The organism is Clostridium sp. UBA4395 (assembly GCF_002390995.1).
GTDB classification, from domain to species: Bacteria; Bacillota; Clostridia; order Clostridiales; family Clostridiaceae; genus Clostridium_J; species Clostridium_J sulfidigenes.
Map to the genome: position 1 here is coordinate 13,525 of NZ_DGRF01000036.1, position 18,802 is coordinate 32,326.

Below are 18,802 nucleotides of genomic sequence, written 5' to 3' on the forward strand. Positions count from 1 at the left end.
GATTCTCTAGATTACTTCCGAATGCCTAGTTTGAATAGCAAGGAGCGAATCACTTGCCTCTACTAAGCACTATAACCATAATATATGTTTCTATAAGTAAATTATACACTAATAATATGAATTTGCAATAATATTATTATGTTTATTAAAATTTAGTTTAATAAAGAGGAGATATTTCAGTTGTTGCATAAAACGCAACAACTGATTAAGTAAGTAAATATGCGGGGTGATAGTCATTGGGGAATTTAGGTAATGAAGAATCCTTAGTAGAGCTTCCAGCTATAGAGTATCTAACTAGAATACATGGTTATAATTTTATTGAAGGAGACAAGTTAACTCCTGATTATGGTGAAAGAGATACTTTTAGCGAAGTTATACTAAGTAAAAGAATGAAAGCATCTCTAAAGAAACTAAATCCTTGGATTTCTGATGAAAATGCTGAAAAGGTTGTTCGTAAGTTCAATAGGGCAGAGTCTTTAGGTGCAGGGCTTTTAGAGATTAATGAAAAGATTTATGATTATATAGTTCATTTACAATTAACTGTGGATCAAGTTATAGATGGTAATAAGGAAACTAAAACAGTTAAGTTAATAGAGTTTGATGTTGATAAAATAGACAATAATGATTTTTTAGTTACAAGACAGTTTGTTATTAAAGGGCAACAAGAGAACATAAGACCTGATATTATAATTTTTATAAATGGCATGCCTATTGCAGTTTTAGAGTGTAAGTCACCATTTAAAGAAACTAAGGTTAATGAAAACGTTGGTAAGTATGATGGATTTCAACAGCTTAGAAGATATATGAATGGTAGGGATGCTAGCTTTATAGAGGGAGCAGAAAGATTATTCTACACTAACCTTATAACTGGTATTCTAAATAAATATACTGCTTTTATTGGTACTATAAGTTCAGGGTATAAGCATTATATAGAGTGGAAGGATGCTTATCCAGTAGAGAATAAAGAGGTTTATGATGTTAAAAATACTCCACAAAATATATTACTGCAAGGAGTTTTTAAGAAGGAAAACCTTCTTGATATAATGCAAAACTTTATTGTTTATGATGTGGACAAGGAGAATTCGAGAAAAGTTAAAAAGGTATGTAGATATCAACAGTTTAGAGCAGTTCAGAAGTCTTTAAAGAGAGTAGAAGGTGGAAAAACTCCTTTAAGTAAGGGGGGAGTTGTTTGGCATACTCAAGGCTCAGGAAAATCTCTTACTATGGTATTCTTAGCTAGGAAAATAAGAAACCATAAGAAACTTTCAGATGCAACTATAGTTATTGTTACTGATAGAACAGATTTAGATGAGCAAATTTATGAAACCTTTACTAATACTATAACTAATGGAACCCCAGTAAGAGCAGATAGCATTGAAGATATGAAAAGACTTCTTAGAAATTCTAATGCTCAGATAGTTACAACAACTATTCAAAAGTTTCAAAGTGAAAAGGAAGAAAGTAAACTTCAAGATAAAGTTCAAAATGAAAAATTATATCTTGAAAAAGAGTATGAAATATTATCAACTAAAGCCAATATTATTGTTATGACAGACGAGGCTCATAGGAGTCAATATAAAGGTACTGCTACAAACTTAAGAACTGCATTACCGAATGCTGCATTTATAGGTTTTACAGGTACTCCCATAGATAAAGATGATAAATCTACACCAAGAACTTTTGGGTCTTATATAGATAAATATTCTATTAAGATGGCTGTTGATGATGGGGCTACTGTTAAAATTGTATATGAGGGAAGAAGGCCAGATTTACACATTAGTGGTGAGTCTTTAGAGGAATTGTTTGATCAGGCTTTTGAAGATAAAACAGATGAAGAGAAGGAGGCTATTAAACAAAAATATGCCAACAAAAGAACTGTAGTAGAGGCTGAGGAAAGAATTGAGGAGGTAGCAAAGGATATTCTTACTCATTATAAGGAGTATATCTATCCCAATGGATTTAAAGCACAGATAGTATGTGTATCTAGAGAAGCCTGTGTTAAATATTATAATGCTTTGAATAAGTATATGAAGGATATAATGGGAGAAGAATTAGAATGTAAAATAATCTTTTCAGGAAGCAATAATGATGAACCGTATTTAAGAGAATATCACACATCAAAGGAAGAACAAAAAGAGATATTAAAGAGTTTTAAAAAGAAAACTTCTGAAAGTAATCTATGCTTCTTAATAGTTAAGGATATGCTTCTAACAGGTTTTGATGCACCTATAGAGCAGGTAATGTATTTAGATAGACCACTTAAAGAACATACCCTATTACAAGCAATAGCCAGAGTTAATAGAACTTGTGGAGATAGTAAAAGGTGCGGATATGTAGTTGATTACTATGGAGTTTTAGACTTTTTAGAAGAAGCTCTAGCTATATTTGATAAGGAAGAACTAGGTAAACCAATGGAGTCTATGGGTTCTTTATATGATGAAATGATGTCTTATAGAGAAAATATTATGAGGATGTTTATAGGTGTAGATCATAATAATATAGATGCTTTAGTGAAAGTAATTGAACCAGATGATAAAAGAGCAGAGTTTGAAGTAGCCTATAAGAAGTTTTTAGGAGCGGTAGAAGCTTTAATGCCAGGTCATGTATCTACAGATATTCAAAATGATGTTAAATGGTTATCCTATATTAGAGCAGCGGCCAAGGTAAGATTTAATCCTGAAAAGAAATTAGATATTGCTGATTGTGGAGAAAAGGTTAAAGCATTAATTTCAAAGCATTTGACTTCTAATGGAGTAATGCAGTGGATAGAGCCTATAATATTATTTGAAGATGACTTTCAAGCTAAGATAGAAAACCAAGTCTCTGATGAAGCAGTGGCATCTTCTATGGAACATGCTATAAAAAATGTTATAACATTAAAAATGGATGACAATCCTGTTTTCTATACAAGTCTATTTGAAAAGCTTCAACAAATTCTAGAAGAAACTAAAAATGACTGGATAGAGAAGAAGGCTAGACTTAAAGAGTTTATCAATAGAGAAATGGAAAATGGTGAGCAAAGTAAAGCTGATGAACTAGAATTAAGTAAAAGAGAATTTGCTTTTTTTGAAACACTAAGAGAAGCTTTAGAAGGAGAAAATGAAGGTGCATCAGATGTTGTTAAGGAAGATAGCATTGAATATCTATCAAATGATATAATAGAGTTTTCAAAGGAATTCTCAAAAGAGTTTGATAAAAAGATGAGAGATGAATGGCATATAGTTGGGTGGACAGAAAATCCAACTAAATACTCAGAAATAGAGCAAAAGGTTTATATGTTTTTGCTATCCAAATCTCCAAAATTAAGAAAGTGGTTTGGAACAGAGTCAATAAGCAAGGTAAAACAATTAAAAGAGAGCATGATGAAACTTGCTAAACTACATTATGCTACATTAGATTAAAAAGGTGATTAAATGAAACTTAGATTTAAGTTTGGAACAAAAGATATAGAATTCAATGTCAGTTATAGTAATAGAAAAACCTTGGCAATAGAAGTAGAAACCAATGGGGAAGTAAATGTAGTTGCACCAATGGGAGTTTCAGAGGAAGAAATATTAAACAGGGTTAAATCTAGAGCTGTATGGATAGTGCAAAAGCAATACCAGGTTAGAAATATAAATGTAAATAAAATTAATAGAGAGGCTATAAATGGAGAGTGCTATTTATATTTAGGAAGAAACTATACCTTGCAGTTAATTTTAGATGAACAAAGTAAAAATATAAATGTAAAGCTATTTAGAGGAAAGTTTATTGTTACCACTTATACTAATGATGAAGATAAGATTAAAGTTGAATTAGAGAAGTGGTATAGGGAAAAGGCTATTAAAAAGATAAATGAAAGAGTTAAGTATTATATTCATTTTTTTAATAAACAACCTAAGAGTATTAAAGTTAAGGAACAAAAGAAAAGATGGGGAAGTTGTACATCTAATGATGAATTATTATTCAACTGGAGATGTGCTATGGCTCCAGCTTATATAATTGACTATATAGTTGTCCATGAAATGTGTCATATGTATTATAAGGATCATTCTAAAGAATTTTGGAATATGGTAAGTGAGGTTATGCCTGATTATGCCAGTAGGAGAATGTGGCTTAGAGATAATGGAATAAAACTGGATTTATAGACTCTTTACTGTAGAGAGTGTAAATGAGAATAAAATATAAGGGGGTGTCGCAAAATAACTGATTAAGTTATTTTGCGATGCTCCTTTTTCTATTCCAAATAAAAATAATCGAGGGTTTTGTTAATTTTAACATGAAAACCTTTGGTTATTCATTTTTAAGATGCACTTTAATATGCTTAAGATTTTAGGTGTTTTTATGACTTATTTACTCTTCCTCAAGCATTTTCAGTATTTTTGCAGTTATATGAGCATATTCCACATTTCCTCTATCTCTAGGTCTATCCATATTAACATCAATAATGCTTCTAATATTTCCAGGGTTTTTGCCCATTACTACAATTTTATCAGATAGATAAACAGCTTCATCTACTGAGTGGGTTACGAATAGAATTGTTTTCTTATTTTTCTCCCAAATATTCAAAAGCTCTCTTTGTAATATTATACGAGTATAGGCATCAAGTGCTCCGAAAGGTTCATCCATTAAAAGAACTTCAGGATTATTAGCAAGGGCTCTTGCTATTGCAACTCTTTGCTGCATTCCACCGGAAAGCTCATAAGGATATGCATTTTCGAATTCTTCCATATTTATTAACTTCAAATATTTTCTGGCTTCTTCAAGTCTCTGTTTTTTAGGCACTTTTTTAAACTCAGCACCTAGTGCAATATTATTTATAACGTTTTTCCATTGGAGTAGAGAATAATGTTGAAAAACCATACCAATCTCAAAGGATGGCTTAGTAATCTCTTTGCCCTTGAAAAATACATTTCCCTTTGTTGCTTTTTCTAAACTGGATATAATTCTAAGTAGGGTTGACTTTCCACATCCAGAGGGGCCTACAATAGATATAAAATCATTTTCTTGGACTGATAGGTTTATATCTTTTAAAGCATGTACCTCTAGTGAACCCCCTGTAATAAATGTTCTGCTAAGATTCGATATTTCAATATAATTTTCCATACTATCACCTCTATCTTACTTTACTTTGCCAGGAAAAGTATTTCTTTTCTACGATTCTATAAATTCCATCAAGACTTGCTCCTACAGCACCAATGCAAATCATTCCTGTGATAACCAAGTCGGTTCTGCCGAGTTCATAAGCATGGGTTATTAAATAACCAACACCTGATAAGCTACCTGGAAGCATTTCTGCAGATACTAGGCAGGACCAAGCAATTCCGAGGCCTGTCCTAAGTCCTGTTATAATAGTTGGGGCAGAGGCTGGTAGGAGAATTTTAAAGAATATATCCCTTTCTGAAGCTCCAAGAACCTTTGCAGATTCTACTAGAGTTTTGGGAACAGTTCTAACAGCGAATATAGTATTTGTAAGTACAGGGAAGAAGGTACCTAAGCCGATAATAAACATCATTGAGAACTTAAAATTATTTAAAAAGGCTTGGAGTTCTCCGCCCTCTATTTTAAAAACTGTTGAAAAACTTGCTACACCAAACCACGCCAGTACTAAGGGGACCCATGCCAGTGGTGGTATAGGTCTAAATATATTAATAAAATTATTAAATAAATTATATACCCTTGCCTTATATCCCATTAACAGACCTAATGGAATGGCAATAAATACACCTACAATATATCCAAGAAGTACTCGAGTTAAACTAACTAAGACATTTACAGGTATTGATCCAAGGCCGATAAAATCGTTTGTGGCATGAGCAAAGTTATCTAAAACTGATACTATTCTTGGCAAAATTACAGCATTATTAATCCTAAAGGAGAGTATATGCCATAATAGTATAAATAGAATAGGCACTAATAACTTCCACAATATTTTTTTTAGATGTTTCAAACCTTTAACCTCCCTCTATAAAAAAGCTTCCTAGCATAAATTAGGAAGCTTTTCCATAATGATAATTCTATTCTAAAAATCTAAAATCAAAAACTAGTTTCTTAACTTTTTCAAAATCTAATCCCTTTAGTTGTCCATTAAATTTATCCATCTCATTAAGTTTTTCCACATATATTTCTATACCCTTATACCAATTTTCTGATGGAGCTGTGAAGTATTTTATCTCACATTTATTAATGGTTTCTTCTGATACACCAATAACTTCTGCCATAATCTTTGACACTTCTCCATGGTGTTCAGTACAATATTTTGCGTTTGCAGCTACAAGCTTTGTAAAAGCTTTAGTTACCTCAGGATAATCATTGATAGCTTTATCTGTAGCAGCAAATACACAACATGGGAAGTCATTCCATTGACCGTTTTCTGGGAAGTCCTTCAGATTTAATGATATTTCACCTAAACCTTTTTCTTCTGCAGCTTCAGGATGATGTGATGGCCCTACCCAAGCATCAACTTGCTTGCTAGTTAAAGATGGCAATAGATTGTTTGAACCTTTAAGGTCAACTAAAAGAACATTTGCTGAAGTATCACTTGGATTTTCAGTTACCTTTAACCCTTGGGCTTTTAAAACTGATTCAATTACTATTCTAGGTCCACTTACTGGTGAATGATAGCCAAGTTTAAGTGGTTGTTTTAAATCTAATATGTGTTTTTTTATATCATCCCAATTCTTTAAATTAGTGTTTGGTGGAAATACTAAGGCAATTCCATCACTTTGGAAAGGTGCTGCAATTTTTAATTTAGCTCCATTATCTACAGCAGTAAGGAAAGCTGTATTTGATCCAAATCCATAATCCACATGCCCTTGGCTCATAAGATTAGCAGTTTCAGATCCACCTTTACTAGGAACAAAATTTAAGATAGCTATTTTCTTACCATTTTCTAATAATTCAAATTTATCCTTAGAAAGTGGATTGAAATATACTCCAGTTTCTTTAAATAGCTCAGGTTTTTTTGTAGCAACATTCATTATACCTGTATGTAATTCGTTTCCCCAGCTCATAGTAAGCTCTGGTACCTTTTCATCGGATTTAGAAGCTTCTTCAGTAGAGGCTGGTGAGCTTGTGTCCTTTGATGCTTTCTTTGAATCACATCCAAAAGCAAAAACAAGGATTGATAATGCTAATAATAAAATTAGTAATTTTTTCATAATATCCTCCTAAAAATAAATATTTACAAACAAGTAGAATTATATAAATATATAGCATTTAAGTCCAATTAAGTTTTTAGATAATAAAATCTTTATGTATTTGTTTTTATAATAGGTGAATCTGTAGTATGTATATTTAAACACTATTATTTAATTAACATTAATAATTACTTATATGAATTCAGTAACAAATATAAAATTAATCAATAGTAATAAAAAAATAAGCCAATGACACTAAAGCGCCATTGGCTTACCTTTATTTATTCTTTACAGTTATTCTTTATAACATGCTGTTTTATATCTTCAACATCCTTTTTTACATCTTCCATTATGCTTAATTTATCTGTTATTTTTGCTATTATCTCCTGGTAGTTCTTTTCTCTTTCTTCTTGCTTTTCATCTCTTTTTTCTTGAGCTTTTAATATATAGAATATTAGAAATATGCTGAGCACTGCCCATATTCCTTGAGACATTGCTATTTTCAATATTTCACCTTCCATTAATTTCAACACCCCCCCCTAGTTATAGTTAGGATAATATTTAAACTTTTATGCATGCTTAAAATATCCCTTATTACTATATATGCAGATGGGTTTATTAATGCAATTACCTAAAGAAAGGCTCACCATAATATTTTATGATGAGCCTTAAATATTATATTAAATTGCTACGTTGAATATCCAACCTTCTGGTGCATCTATATCGCCAGCTTGAATGCCTAGTAAAGTTTCATAAAGTTTTTTAGTTACTGGGCCAACTTCTGTTTCGCTGTGGAAAACGTGTTTGTTTTCTTTATGTTGGATTGCTCCGATTGGAGTAATTACAGCTGCAGTACCGCAAGCTCCAGCTTCTGCAAATTCACCTAAGTTATCTATTAATACGTCTCTTTCTTCTATCTTCATACCTAAGTTATGCTCAGCTAAATATAATAGAGATCTCTTAGTTATACTTGGTAGTATAGATGGAGATTTAGGTGTAACAAATGTACCATCTTTAGTTATTCCAAAGAAGTTTGCAGCACCTACTTCTTCTATTTTTGTATGAGTTGCTGGATCTAAATAGATACAATCAGCAAAGCCTGCTTTAACAGCTTCTGCATGAGGTAATAAGCTTCCAGCATAGTTACCACCAACTTTAGCAGCACCAGTTCCCATAGGAGCGGCTCTGTCAAAGTCAGAAGTTATGAAGTTAACTGGAGCCATTCCACCTTTGAAGTATGGTCCAACTGGTGTAACAAAGATTCCAAATATATATTCCCTAGCAGGACGAACACCTACATTGTCACCTACACCTATTACGTAAGGTCTAAGATATAGTGTTGCTCCACTTCCATATGGTGGGATAAGTCTTTTATTTGCTTTAACAATTCTTCTGCAAGCATCTAAGAAAAATTCTACTGGTACTTCTGGCATTAAAACTCTTCTACAGCTTTCATTTAATCTTTTAGCATTTTGATCAGGTCTGAATAAGCATACTTTTCCATCTTTATGAGTATATGCTTTTAAACCTTCAAAACATTGTTGTCCATAGTGCAAGCATGTTGAACCTTGGCTAATTGTTATTTTATCATCTTCAACTAAGTTTCCTTCATCCCATTGTCCATCTTTATAATGAGAAATAAAATTAAAATCTGCCTTTAGGTAATCAAACCCTAATTCTTTCCAATTGAATTCTTTTTCCATTACCAAATCTCCCCCTAATAAAATTAACTTTTTATTTGATTTTTTAATGTGTAGTTAACATAATCCTTAATTTTTAATGAAATCGTATACTTGAAAATAAAACTATGTAAATGAAATCGTATACTTTTTTATGTTTAAAAAATTTAGAATTATGTGCCTATAATACTATACTAACACTTTTAAATATTTTATCAATAATTTTTCATGATTATATTAATACTATATGTATATTAATGAAAGGAGAAATTAGAAATGAAAAAAAGATTAACTGTTGAAGGTATGACTTGTGGAAAGTGTGTTACCAATGTTAAGACAGCCTTACAAGGAGTTCATGGGATTGATAATGTGGATGTACACCTAAAATCTCAAATAGTAGTGGTTGATGGAACAGATTCTGTTAATGATAGAGAAATGAAGTGTGCCATTGAAGATGCAGGTTATATAGTAGAAAAAATAGAGCAGGCTTAGTTTAAAAAAGTAATGGAATACCTTTTACCTTTAAAAATGCTTTTGCTTAAAGTTTAGCAAAAGCATTTTTTATTTAGCATATTCTTAATAAGTTAATATAAGGCATCTTAATTTAAAAGAAAGTTTTAACAGGCTTTACGTATTACTGCAACTTAACATATAGACACATCAATTACTTTAGCTACATAATCATCCATGCCTGACTTTGCTAGTATAGTGATAGACTGTAGTGAATTGCTTGAAATTTTAGCACTATAAGCTTCAGCACCATTTACATCTAATTGTTCGGCTCTATTTATAGTTATTTTATTTTTATCCGCAACCTTATAATCTTCAAGAATATCTGCAACCCGATTTTCTAAGTCTCCAGTAGGGCATTCAAGTATTTTTATTCTGTCAATTGCTCTGTCTAGGTTTTCCATAGATTTTTTCCTCCATTGTTTTATTAAAAAGTCTTTTGTATTGTAAATCGTAATTAGTATTTCCTATAATGACTTGCTTTATCAATGATCTTTAATCAAAGGAATAATCTTATTTGATTAAATTGTTTATAAGTCTACAAAATAGCAAAATTGATACTGAATAGGATGTAAATATAAAGGAAGTATGGTAAAATTATAGAATAATTTATCAGTAAATATTTTAAAAAGACATGGAGGGATATTAATGTACAATCCAAATGATATTAAAAGTTTTTATAACAACTATGGTGAGAGAGAATGGCAGAGGTTAGAGCTTACACCTTATGATAGGATTAATTATTATCTTCACATGGATTTTCTTAAGGACTATATAGGAGAAGGCAAAAAGGTTTTAGATGCTGGCTGTGGAGCAGGGAGATTTAGTATAGAATTAGCTAAACTAAAAAGTAGAGTTACTTTATTTGATATATCTACAGAGCAGTTAAGAATTGCTGAAGATAAATTAAAGGAAAATAATTTGATGGCTTATGTGGATGGGATTATAAATGGAGATTTAGCAGATTTATCAATGATTGAAGATAATACCTTTGATACGGCGATTTGTTATGGAGCCCCTCTTAATTATCTTTTAGGAAATGTGGAAAAGGCTGTTAGTGAGCTAGTTAGAGTTACGAAACCGGGTGGACAAGTTCTAGTTAGTGTAAATAGTAAATGGGGAGTGATAAGAACACAATTAGGTAGGGAGGATTTTGAGTATGTATCCTTCTTAGGAAAACCAAATTATTGGTATATACCTGAAGTTGTGGAAACTGGTAATTTACCAAAACATGAGTTAGTGTCTCATCCTGAAAGACATTTCTTTGAAGCAGAGGAACTAGAGAATTTGTTATCAACTAGTGGATTAGAGAATATAACATTAGGGGGAAGTCCTTGTATATCTAGTGGGTTTAGGAAAGCTGTAAATGACATTGAGAAGGATAAAATAGCTTGGAAGACTTTACTTGAAATAGAGCTTAAGTCGTATTGTAAGAGAACTTTAGCTGATAACGGAGAGTTTTTATTAGTTAGAGGCATTAAGATGGAATAAAATGTTTTTTTAGGCCTTTGAAGAAAGATTTACTTAGAGGTTTTCCTATAGGCTTAGGAGCTGCTTTGGGTTGGCTTTTGATAGAAACTAGATCTTTTGCAAGAAAGGAGCAGAATTGATGTTAGATCAACGTGGTTTGAAGTCCGTAAGAAATTTTTCAGTATGTATGTTGTTAATAAGTATTGTAATTAATATAGTACTTGTACTTCGGCATTTTGGATATGATGTTAATATGATTCAAGATTTAGGATATGAAATTAGTATAATAGAAGAAATAAATATAAAAAATTATGTTGAATTTTTCACTTTGCCTTTTGTGGCTACTGCTATTGCAAGTGCAATAAATAGAGCTAAGGATTTATCCCAAGAGGCTAAGGATGAGATGAGATCTAAAATGAAATTAATGAAATCAGGTTCAGTTTTTTTCATTTTATATATTATTTTTTCTGCACTTATAATAAAGAAGCCATATTTTATTGTTGCCGCTTTTATAATGCTAGGAATTTATGTGAACCTAATATTTATTACAGAGAAAATTATAGTGTTAGGGTTGAATGACCATCAGATGAAGTGGCGAGCAGCAGTAAACGGTACGGATTACCCCGTGGAAGGTAGTAGTATATTTTGGAGATTTAAACCTTGGTTTATGCCTTTTGAAAGGGTACCATTTAATAAAAGGAGTCTTGGATTATATAATATTGTTGTTATGGTTATATTTACATATACCCTAATAGAAAGTAAAATAACTGATATATTTGAGGTTATATTTTTAATAATCGTTCTAAGAGAGATTTTTTCTCTTATAGAGTATATCTTAGGATTATATACATCTTTAACAGGTATATGCACTGGGGTGAAAGATTCACAGGAGGGTAGAAATAGAAGCCAGTATTGGACTGTCTATGTTACTGACTTTAAAAATAAAAGAGAAATTGCCTATAGAACTTATAATTATCCTTTTATCTCTCGAGGGGAAGAGGCTAAAGTTGTTCATGGCATGTTCTCTAAACGAGTAGTTCTCATTAATGGAAGAACAATTTAAAATTTATGGCTTTTGTAAGTTATAAAAGGTTAAGCATGTACTTAATAATTATAAGGACATGCTCAATCTTTGTTTAAATAAATTTATTACTTTAAATTCCTTGTGTTTTTTTAGAATAGTTTTTTAAAGCAACTTTTACATATTAGAGTTTTTCCTTTATTGCAGGACATAATGTTATCCTTGGAAACTTCCTTTAGACAAAGTTCACAGATTTGTTTAGAGCTTTTACTGGAAGATAGATTGTTATCTCCAAGGGAAAACTCTTTGCATAAACCTGAGGCACTATAGTTATCTAAGGTTTTATTTTTTTTGTTGCTAGGAGGTTCATAATTTATTATGGGCTGTTTTTCTTCTAGCTTGACTATTTTATAATCCATGGCATAGGAACTTTCCCCAAAGAGTTCAAGTTCAAATCTTGGGTTTTCTTTATCGTAAAATTCTTCTATAATAAGTCTTCTTACTTGGGCATCATTTATGATAAGGCCACTTTTTTCAACACCATCTAAAATGCTTTTTGTTATGTTATTTGTGTCTGGATGACGTTTTTCACTTTTATAATAAACCTTAAGGACAGCTATAAGTGCCTCTGTTAAGGTTACACTTGGATTTTGAACCCTACATTCGTAGGCTATTTCTTCCTCGTATAGTGCATATCTATCATGATATTTTCCAGAGTTATATGGTAGAATAGCTCTGTTACTGCTATTGAAAAGTTTAAAGTTAGATTTAGAAATTGGTGATCCCTTTACCACAACTTTAGCATAGTTAATATCTTTCATTTTAATTCCTCTTTCTATGATTGTGTGATTAAGGTATCTTCAAAAAATAAGTAAGTCAGAATGCTCGTCTATTTTGTGTTATACTGCGTCAACAGAACCCTTAGATAGTGCTACTATCTGCGGAACCTGTTTCCTTGTCTAACTCAAAATATACTTCTCATCTTTGACTTATTATTTATTTTCAGATGCCTAATTGTTGATATAAATAACTTTAGTAAGTATATTATAACACAGGAACTTATGTTTGAATAAGAATAAAATACTATGATAACTATACAATTATTTTTTTAATGGAGTATAATTTTAGTATTAGCTTAGAATAAAGGATTTAATAATTAAATGTTATAGCTTCAGTATACAAGGGGGTAACTGAAATGAGTATTAGAAATTTAACATATTTCGTTGAAGTTGTCAGAGAAGGTAATTTTACTAGGGCTGCACGTAATTTAAATTTATCACAGCCTGCACTAAGTAAGGTTATTAAAAATTTAGAATGTGAGTTGAAGGTACAATTAATAGATAGAAGGGCCAAGCATTTTAAGTTAACAGATGCTGGCGAGATATTTTATGATAATAGCGAAAAAGCTTTAGAAAGTATAAATAAAGAGCTAGAAAAGCTGTATGATAGTGTGAATTTTGAAAAGGGAAGGATAATTGTAGGTATACCGCCAGTAATTGGTACAGCTATTTTCCCAACACTACTTTCTGATTTTAAAAAGAGATATCCTAATATAGAAATTGTTTTAATAGAAGGTGGAGCTAATATAATAAAGGATATGGTAGATAAGGTTGAAGTAGATATTGGAATAGTAATGTTACCTTTTGAATCAGATGATTTTTTAACTATACCTATGATTTATTCAAGTAGTAAACTAATTGTTCATAGAAGTCATAAGCTTGCAAGTGAAAAAACTGTTAGATTGGAAGAACTTAAAGAGGAACAATTTGTAACATTAAGTGAAGAATATATGTTATATAATCAAATTATGCATGCATGCAAATCAAAAGGTTTTAAACCTAAAATTATATTTAAAAGTAGTCAATGGGATTTTGTGGCTAAGATGGTTTCAATTAATGAAGGTATTGCCATATTACCAGCACCTATTATTAGGATTTTTAATTCTAATGAAATTAGTAATTTATCAATAATAGAGCCAGAACTTCCATGGAATATTGGGATGATAGTTAAAAAAGATAAATATATATCTTATGCCATGAGAAAATTCATTGAATTTGTAAAGCAAGAAGTCAATTAACTGAATTAAAGCATATTAAAAGTAAAAATAACTTTTAGTATGCTTTAATTTTTTTGAATATTACAGAAATATACGAATGATAACTTTAATTTATAGTAGCTATGAATTATATGTATTTCAAAAGTTTTTAAATATAACTTATACTAAGATTGAAAGTAAGGATAAGTGTTTTTTTACTTTTGGATTAAAATAACTAGTGATGTGAGGTTATATCACAAATGAAAAAGTTTACTAGGGGTCAAATCTTGACTTTAAGGTGATTTATGATTAGGGACTCTATATGAGTGAGAGGATTTTTTCAATAGCTAGTTATCAAATTAATAAAGTATACAATAGGAATTGATGGGGAGGGTTAATATGAATAGCCTAATTAAGTTTATAAAAGCAAAGGATGTTGCTTCGCTAATTTCAAATGGAGCTTGCGTAGGAGTAGGAGGTTTCATTGGAATAGGCGTTGCAGAAGAGATTCACATAGAAATTGAGAAGAACTTTATAGATAATGGATTGCCGAGAGATCTAACTTTGATATATGCAGGTGGAGTAGGTGATGGGATAAGCAAGGGGCTAAACCACTATGCACATGAAGGGTTAATTAAAAGGGTTATTGGTGGTCATTGGGGATTGGTTCCTAAGCTACAGCCTTTAATTGTAAGTGAAGCCATAGAGGCATACAACTTTCCGCAGGGGGTTATTGCCCAATTTTTGAGGGACAGTGCTGCGGGAAAACCAAGAACTATAAGTAAAGTAGGCATTGGAACTTTTGTAGATCCAGATATAGATGGTGGAAAACTAAATAAAATTACAAAAGAAGATTTAGTGGAAAAAATAAAGTTTGATAATGAAGAATACTTAGCCTATAAAACACAAAATGTTGACGTAGCTATAATAAAGGGAACTGAGGTTGATGAAAAGGGAAATGTAGGATTTTCTAAAGAACCTTTAAGTTTAGAATCCTTATCTTTAGCCATGAATGCTAAAAATAATGGTGGAATAGTAATTGTTCAAGTTGAAAAAATAGTTAAAAGTGGAGCGTTAAGTCCAAGGGACGTAAAAGTACCTCATATATTGGTGGATTATGTGGTAGTAGCTGAAAATCAAGAAAATCATATGCAAACCTTTGGAACTCAGTTTAATGAGTTATTTGTGAGAAATGATATTAAAGTTAAAGAAAGCGAGTATAAGTACCCTTTGAATGAAAGAAAGGTTATTGCTAGGAGAGCTGCAATGCTACTAGATAGTAGCAAAAATGTACTTAATTTTGGTATTGGAGTTCCAGAAGTTATAGCAGAAATCTTAAGAGAAGAAAAACAAGAGCATTTATTTACGCCAACTATAGAGCCAGGAGCCATAGGTGGTACTCCACTTGGTGGACTTGATTTCGGAGCTGCAATAAATCCAGATGCAATTATAGATCAACCATATATGTTTGATTTTTATGATGGCGGTGGGATAGATATGACATTTTTAGGACTAGCTCAATGTGATAAATATGGAAATATTAATGTATCTAAATTTGGGCCTAAGATCGCAGGGTGTGGTGGTTTTATTAATATAACACAAAATTCTAGAGAGATAGTATTTTGTGGGACATTTACAGCAGGGGGATTAAAAGTTGAAATTATAAATGGACAACTTAAAGTACTTCAAGAAGGAAGAACTAAAAAGTTTATAAGTGATGTTGAGCAAATTACCTTTAATGGTAGTAGAGCCATTAAAAATAAAAACAAAGTCGCATACATTACAGAAAGGGCTGTATTTGAATTAAGAAAGGAGGGACTAACTTTAACGGAAATAGCTCCGGGAGTAGATTTAGAGAAAGATATATTAAGGCATATGGAGTTTAAGCCTAAAATTTCAGAAAAATTAAAACTAATGGATGAAAAAATATTTAAAGATGAACTAATGGGATTAATTTTTTAGAGGATTAAAAGTAATAGGAAAAATGAGGGGGAAGAAAAATGACAAAGGAAGTTAAAACTAGTCAAGGAAGAGCCTATGCCATAGAAGCAATAATATTTTTAGCTTATATGTTTTTTAGTGTATCCTGGTTGGCGGGATCTAAAGTAACACCAGAAATAATGAAGGCTTTTAATTTAGATTCATTACCAGCGGCAGTAACTAATTCCATAACTATATCTAAAATCATAGGTAATTTAGTAGCGGCAGGATTATTAATGAAATTAGGACCTAAAAAAGCTATAGGAGTATCAACGCTTTTAATATCTGTAGTTGGTTTAGGAGCCTTTGCAACAAGTTTTCCATTTTTTATAATAACAAGATTTATAATGGGGTTTGGTGGCGCACTATTAGTAGTATACTTTGGACCAATAGTTATGCATTATTTTGAGCCAGAGAAAAGACCATTATTAAATGGACTAAATTCTGTAGCAAATAATATAGGGAACATAGTTGCACTATTAATGGTAGATCCAATAATACGTGCACTAGGAAATTGGAAAGCAGTAGTATTAGTTTTTGCAGGAATTAGTTTAGTACTATTTATATTATGGATGATAATAGGAAAAGACTTCGTAGTAAGTTCAAAGTTATCTTCAGGAAATGATTCTTATGGGTATAAGGAAGGAATAAAAGATAAATTTAACTATGTATTTGCCTTTGCTTATTCAGGGTGGCTAACACTTTACATAGTTATGTTAAATCTTTTTCCACTAAATGATGCTGTTTCAGTAAATCCATCCCTACTATCTACACTTTTAGCAGTGGCTGGTGTTGTAGCTACTCCATTTGGAATAATGTTAGCTAAAAAGGCTAAAAAGAAATTACCAGTAGTAAAGATTTGTGGAATATTAACTCCTGCGGTTGCTTTTTTAATGGTTGTAACTAGCTCTTCAGCAGTAGCTATAATAAGTTCATTTGTGTTAGGGTTTTTAATATTTTTACCAATGACAACCTTCGTAACTATACCACAACAACTAGAGGGAATGACACCTCAAAGGTTAACGGTTGTTATGGCTATGTTTTGGTCAATATCATATATAGTGGAAACTATTTTATATACAATAATAACTAAGGTTGCTAATAATTCAGGCTTTGAACCAGCTATGTATTTAGCAATAGGCTGTTCATTAACATTCTTAGTATGTGGATTTTTATTACCGGAGACTGGGAAAAGTAAATAATTTTAAAGATATAAGGAGGAGAAATTTATTATGTTAGTAGAAAAGAAAGTATTTGAAATAGAAAATTTCACTTTTGAATGTGGAGCTACAATACCTTTAAAAATGGGATATGAAACTTATGGTACTTTAAATGAAAGTAAGGATAATGCAATATTGGTTGCTCACTTTTTCTCAGCCACTAGCCATGCAGCAGGAAAGTATAATGAAATTGACGTAGTATCTGGTTGGTGGAATGGACTTATAGGGCCAGGAAAAGCTGTAGATACAAATAAATACTTTGTAATATGTTCAGATAATATTTGCAATATCCAACCTGATGATCCTATGGTTACAACTACAGGACCTGCTTCTATAAATCCAAAGACGAATAAGCCTTATGGTATGAGTTTCCCAGCCACAAGTTTTAAAGATATTGCAAATGCAGAAAAAGCATTAATAGATTCTATGGGAATAAAGAAGCTTAAAGCTGTTATGGGGCCTTCAGCAGGTGGAATGATATCTTTTCAATGGGCAGTAAATTATCCAGAGATGGTAGAAAGATGTATCGGAGTAATAACTAATGTTCAAAATCCAATAATAACTTCCTTTAGTGTTTTGCAACATGCAATGAGAGCTATAGAACTTGATGCTAATTTTAATAATGGAGATTATTATGGAAAAGAACAACCTATAGAAGGCTTAGCATTAGCAGGTCAAATGATGACAGTAGGAGCATTTACACCAGAATTCTTTGAAAAAATGTATCCTAGAGATAGTAAAGAAGATGAACCATTTATCAATGTTAATAATAAGTCTAGCTACGAGAGAACTTTATACGAGACTTCCATTAATGGAGCAAAACTTAGAGATGCTAATAGCTGGTTATACACTTGTAAGACGACTATGAATCAAGATATAGCTAGAGGTTATGAATCCTTAGATGAGGCATTAAAAAGAATAAGTGCAAAAGTCCTTATGATTCCTTGTAAGCAAGATTTGTTACAGTGTCATAGATTTAATAGAATAACTGTAGATAGAATTAATGAATTAGGTGGTTATGCAGAGTTATATGAAATAGAAAGTGAAAAAGGACATATGGGAGGAGTGCTAGATACTCATCTATTTGCTGATAAAGTTAGAGAGTTTTTAGATAAATAAATATATAAAATTTATTTGAGTTGTTATTTAATTATAAGAAATTAATATGACTTAGGATATGGTATTAGTATGAGGAGTGAAAGTAAATGGCATACGATAAAGGTAAATATTTAGGTAAAACAGCAGAAGAATTAAATATAGGAGATAAAGCATATATTAGTAAAACTATTAGTGAATTTGATGTTTATGGATTTGCTGGTATTACAGGAGATTTAAATCCAGCTCATGTGAATGAGTTGTATGCTAATGATACCCAATTCAAAGGCCGTATAGCCCATGGAATGTTGGGAGCAGGACTAATATCAGCTGTATTAGGAATGAAGCTTCCAGGACCAGGAGCAATATATTTAGGACAAGAATTAAAGTTTACAAATCCAACAAGAATAGGTGATACAATAACTGCTGAAGCCGAAATAGTTGAAATGAAAGATAAAGGTAAGTTTCATATAGCAAAAATAAAGACAACTTGCTTTAATCAACGAGATGAGGTTGTAATAGAAGGCGTTGCAACAGTAATACCCCCTAAATAAAAGGTGTCATTGATTTTAAAATCATAAAAAGTATAAAAATAAAAGTAAGGAATATCTCAAAACAAGTTAAATTCTAGATTGTTTTGAGATATTTTTATTTGATTCATTGTAAAATGAAAT

General features: G+C 31.3%; 17 protein-coding genes. 10 read left to right on the top strand and 7 right to left on the bottom strand.

The genetic code is table 11. The annotated features are described in order from the left end of the window. Positions 1-236 precede the first annotated feature (236 nt). Together B2694_RS05500 and B2694_RS05505 are read left to right on the top strand one after the other, a co-directional pair. Complete coding sequence (locus B2694_RS05500; RefSeq protein WP_346884894.1) at positions 237-3,401, top strand: type I restriction endonuclease subunit R; 3,165 nt, start codon at positions 237-239, stop codon at positions 3,399-3,401. A 12-nt stretch (positions 3,402-3,413) separates the two neighbouring features. Further along, positions 3,414-4,127: a SprT family zinc-dependent metalloprotease gene (locus B2694_RS05505; protein ID WP_346884895.1), complete on the top strand. Its 714-nt coding sequence runs from the start codon at positions 3,414-3,416 to the stop codon at positions 4,125-4,127. 205 nt (positions 4,128-4,332) lie between these two features. Here B2694_RS05505 and B2694_RS05510 read toward each other — a convergent pair whose 3' ends face one another. From B2694_RS05510 to B2694_RS05530, 5 genes are all read right to left on the bottom strand, one after another. Continuing rightward, positions 4,333-5,085 carry an ABC transporter ATP-binding protein gene (locus tag B2694_RS05510; RefSeq protein WP_346880490.1) on the bottom strand — a complete coding sequence of 251 codons (753 nt, stop codon included), beginning with the start codon at positions 5,083-5,085 and terminating at the stop codon, positions 4,333-4,335. A gap of 10 nt (positions 5,086-5,095) precedes the next feature. Beyond that, positions 5,096-5,929, bottom strand: coding sequence for an ABC transporter permease (locus tag B2694_RS05515; protein WP_346877665.1), 834 nt, complete (start codon positions 5,927-5,929; stop codon positions 5,096-5,098). A 67-nt stretch (positions 5,930-5,996) separates the two neighbouring features. Further along, positions 5,997-7,139, bottom strand: a complete 1,143-nt coding sequence (locus B2694_RS05520) for an ABC transporter substrate-binding protein (protein WP_346884896.1) — start codon at positions 7,137-7,139, stop codon at positions 5,997-5,999. 260 nt (positions 7,140-7,399) lie between these two features. Continuing rightward, positions 7,400-7,639 carry a BhlA/UviB family holin-like peptide gene (locus B2694_RS05525; protein WP_346884907.1) on the bottom strand — a complete coding sequence of 80 codons (240 nt, stop codon included), beginning with the start codon at positions 7,637-7,639 and terminating at the stop codon, positions 7,400-7,402. Between the two features lie 159 nt (positions 7,640-7,798). Further along, positions 7,799-8,821: a branched-chain amino acid aminotransferase gene (locus B2694_RS05530; protein ID WP_346884897.1), complete on the bottom strand. Its 1,023-nt coding sequence runs from the start codon at positions 8,819-8,821 to the stop codon at positions 7,799-7,801. Positions 8,822-9,073: 252 nt separating this feature from the next. Here B2694_RS05530 and B2694_RS05535 point away from each other — a divergent pair, with 252 nt between their 5' ends. Further along, positions 9,074-9,289 carry a heavy-metal-associated domain-containing protein gene (locus B2694_RS05535; RefSeq protein ID WP_346870757.1) on the top strand — a complete coding sequence of 72 codons (216 nt, stop codon included), beginning with the start codon at positions 9,074-9,076 and terminating at the stop codon, positions 9,287-9,289. Between the two features lie 152 nt (positions 9,290-9,441). Here the strand turns inward: B2694_RS05535 and B2694_RS05540 are convergent, their stop codons facing one another. Further along, positions 9,442-9,711, bottom strand: coding sequence for a hypothetical protein (locus B2694_RS05540; RefSeq protein WP_346884898.1), 270 nt, complete (start codon positions 9,709-9,711; stop codon positions 9,442-9,444). Positions 9,712-9,955: 244 nt separating this feature from the next. Here B2694_RS05540 and B2694_RS05545 point away from each other — a divergent pair, with 244 nt between their 5' ends. Both B2694_RS05545 and B2694_RS05550 read left to right on the top strand, forming a co-directional pair. Then, positions 9,956-10,798, top strand: a complete 843-nt coding sequence (locus tag B2694_RS05545) for a class I SAM-dependent methyltransferase (protein WP_346884899.1) — start codon at positions 9,956-9,958, stop codon at positions 10,796-10,798. 118 nt (positions 10,799-10,916) lie between these two features. Beyond that, complete coding sequence (locus B2694_RS05550; RefSeq protein WP_346884900.1) at positions 10,917-11,840, top strand: hypothetical protein; 924 nt, start codon at positions 10,917-10,919, stop codon at positions 11,838-11,840. A 110-nt stretch (positions 11,841-11,950) separates the two neighbouring features. Here B2694_RS05550 and B2694_RS05555 read toward each other — a convergent pair whose 3' ends face one another. After that, positions 11,951-12,619 carry a RusA family crossover junction endodeoxyribonuclease gene (locus B2694_RS05555; RefSeq protein WP_346884901.1) on the bottom strand — a complete coding sequence of 223 codons (669 nt, stop codon included), beginning with the start codon at positions 12,617-12,619 and terminating at the stop codon, positions 11,951-11,953. Between the two features lie 374 nt (positions 12,620-12,993). Here B2694_RS05555 and B2694_RS05560 point away from each other — a divergent pair, with 374 nt between their 5' ends. The 5 genes from B2694_RS05560 to B2694_RS05580 all read left to right on the top strand — a co-directional run bounded on the left by B2694_RS05560 (position 12,994) and on the right by B2694_RS05580 (position 18,682). Beyond that, complete coding sequence (locus B2694_RS05560; protein WP_346884902.1) at positions 12,994-13,875, top strand: LysR family transcriptional regulator; 882 nt, start codon at positions 12,994-12,996, stop codon at positions 13,873-13,875. A 357-nt stretch (positions 13,876-14,232) separates the two neighbouring features. Then, positions 14,233-15,795 (top strand): acyl CoA:acetate/3-ketoacid CoA transferase, encoded by a 1,563-nt coding sequence (locus B2694_RS05565; RefSeq protein WP_346884903.1) that lies wholly within the window; start codon positions 14,233-14,235, stop codon positions 15,793-15,795. Positions 15,796-15,833: 38 nt separating this feature from the next. Beyond that, positions 15,834-17,015: an MFS transporter gene (locus tag B2694_RS05570; RefSeq protein WP_346884904.1), complete on the top strand. Its 1,182-nt coding sequence runs from the start codon at positions 15,834-15,836 to the stop codon at positions 17,013-17,015. A gap of 30 nt (positions 17,016-17,045) precedes the next feature. After that, positions 17,046-18,152, top strand: coding sequence for an alpha/beta fold hydrolase (locus B2694_RS05575; protein WP_346884905.1), 1,107 nt, complete (start codon positions 17,046-17,048; stop codon positions 18,150-18,152). Between the two features lie 86 nt (positions 18,153-18,238). Continuing rightward, the gene (locus tag B2694_RS05580) at positions 18,239-18,682 is read left to right on the top strand and encodes a MaoC family dehydratase (RefSeq protein WP_346884906.1); all 444 of its coding nucleotides are present in this window, start codon (positions 18,239-18,241) and stop codon (positions 18,680-18,682) included. Positions 18,683-18,802 lie beyond the last annotated feature (120 nt).

Excerpts from the sequence above, each read along its gene's own strand:
- B2694_RS05555 (WP_346884901.1), bottom strand. The coding sequence starts at position 12,619 with ATGAAAGATATTAACTATGCTAAAGTTGTGGTAAAGGGATCACCAATT.
- B2694_RS05540 (WP_346884898.1), bottom strand. The coding sequence starts at position 9,711 with ATGGAAAACCTAGACAGAGCAATTGACAGAATAAAAATACTTGAATGC.
- B2694_RS05575 (WP_346884905.1), top strand. The coding sequence starts at position 17,046 with ATGTTAGTAGAAAAGAAAGTATTTGAAATAGAAAATTTCACTTTTGAA.
- B2694_RS05520 (WP_346884896.1), bottom strand. The coding sequence starts at position 7,139 with ATGAAAAAATTACTAATTTTATTATTAGCATTATCAATCCTTGTTTTT.
- B2694_RS05535 (WP_346870757.1), top strand. The coding sequence starts at position 9,074 with ATGAAAAAAAGATTAACTGTTGAAGGTATGACTTGTGGAAAGTGTGTT.
- B2694_RS05525 (WP_346884907.1), bottom strand. The coding sequence starts at position 7,639 with ATGGAAGGTGAAATATTGAAAATAGCAATGTCTCAAGGAATATGGGCA.
- B2694_RS05580 (WP_346884906.1), top strand. The coding sequence starts at position 18,239 with ATGGCATACGATAAAGGTAAATATTTAGGTAAAACAGCAGAAGAATTA.
- B2694_RS05530 (WP_346884897.1), bottom strand. The coding sequence starts at position 8,821 with ATGGAAAAAGAATTCAATTGGAAAGAATTAGGGTTTGATTACCTAAAG.
- B2694_RS05565 (WP_346884903.1), top strand. The coding sequence starts at position 14,233 with ATGAATAGCCTAATTAAGTTTATAAAAGCAAAGGATGTTGCTTCGCTA.
- B2694_RS05505 (WP_346884895.1), top strand. The coding sequence starts at position 3,414 with ATGAAACTTAGATTTAAGTTTGGAACAAAAGATATAGAATTCAATGTC.
- B2694_RS05570 (WP_346884904.1), top strand. The coding sequence starts at position 15,834 with ATGACAAAGGAAGTTAAAACTAGTCAAGGAAGAGCCTATGCCATAGAA.
- B2694_RS05560 (WP_346884902.1), top strand. The coding sequence starts at position 12,994 with ATGAGTATTAGAAATTTAACATATTTCGTTGAAGTTGTCAGAGAAGGT.
- B2694_RS05510 (WP_346880490.1), bottom strand. The coding sequence starts at position 5,085 with ATGGAAAATTATATTGAAATATCGAATCTTAGCAGAACATTTATTACA.
- B2694_RS05550 (WP_346884900.1), top strand. The coding sequence starts at position 10,917 with ATGTTAGATCAACGTGGTTTGAAGTCCGTAAGAAATTTTTCAGTATGT.
- B2694_RS05545 (WP_346884899.1), top strand. The coding sequence starts at position 9,956 with ATGTACAATCCAAATGATATTAAAAGTTTTTATAACAACTATGGTGAG.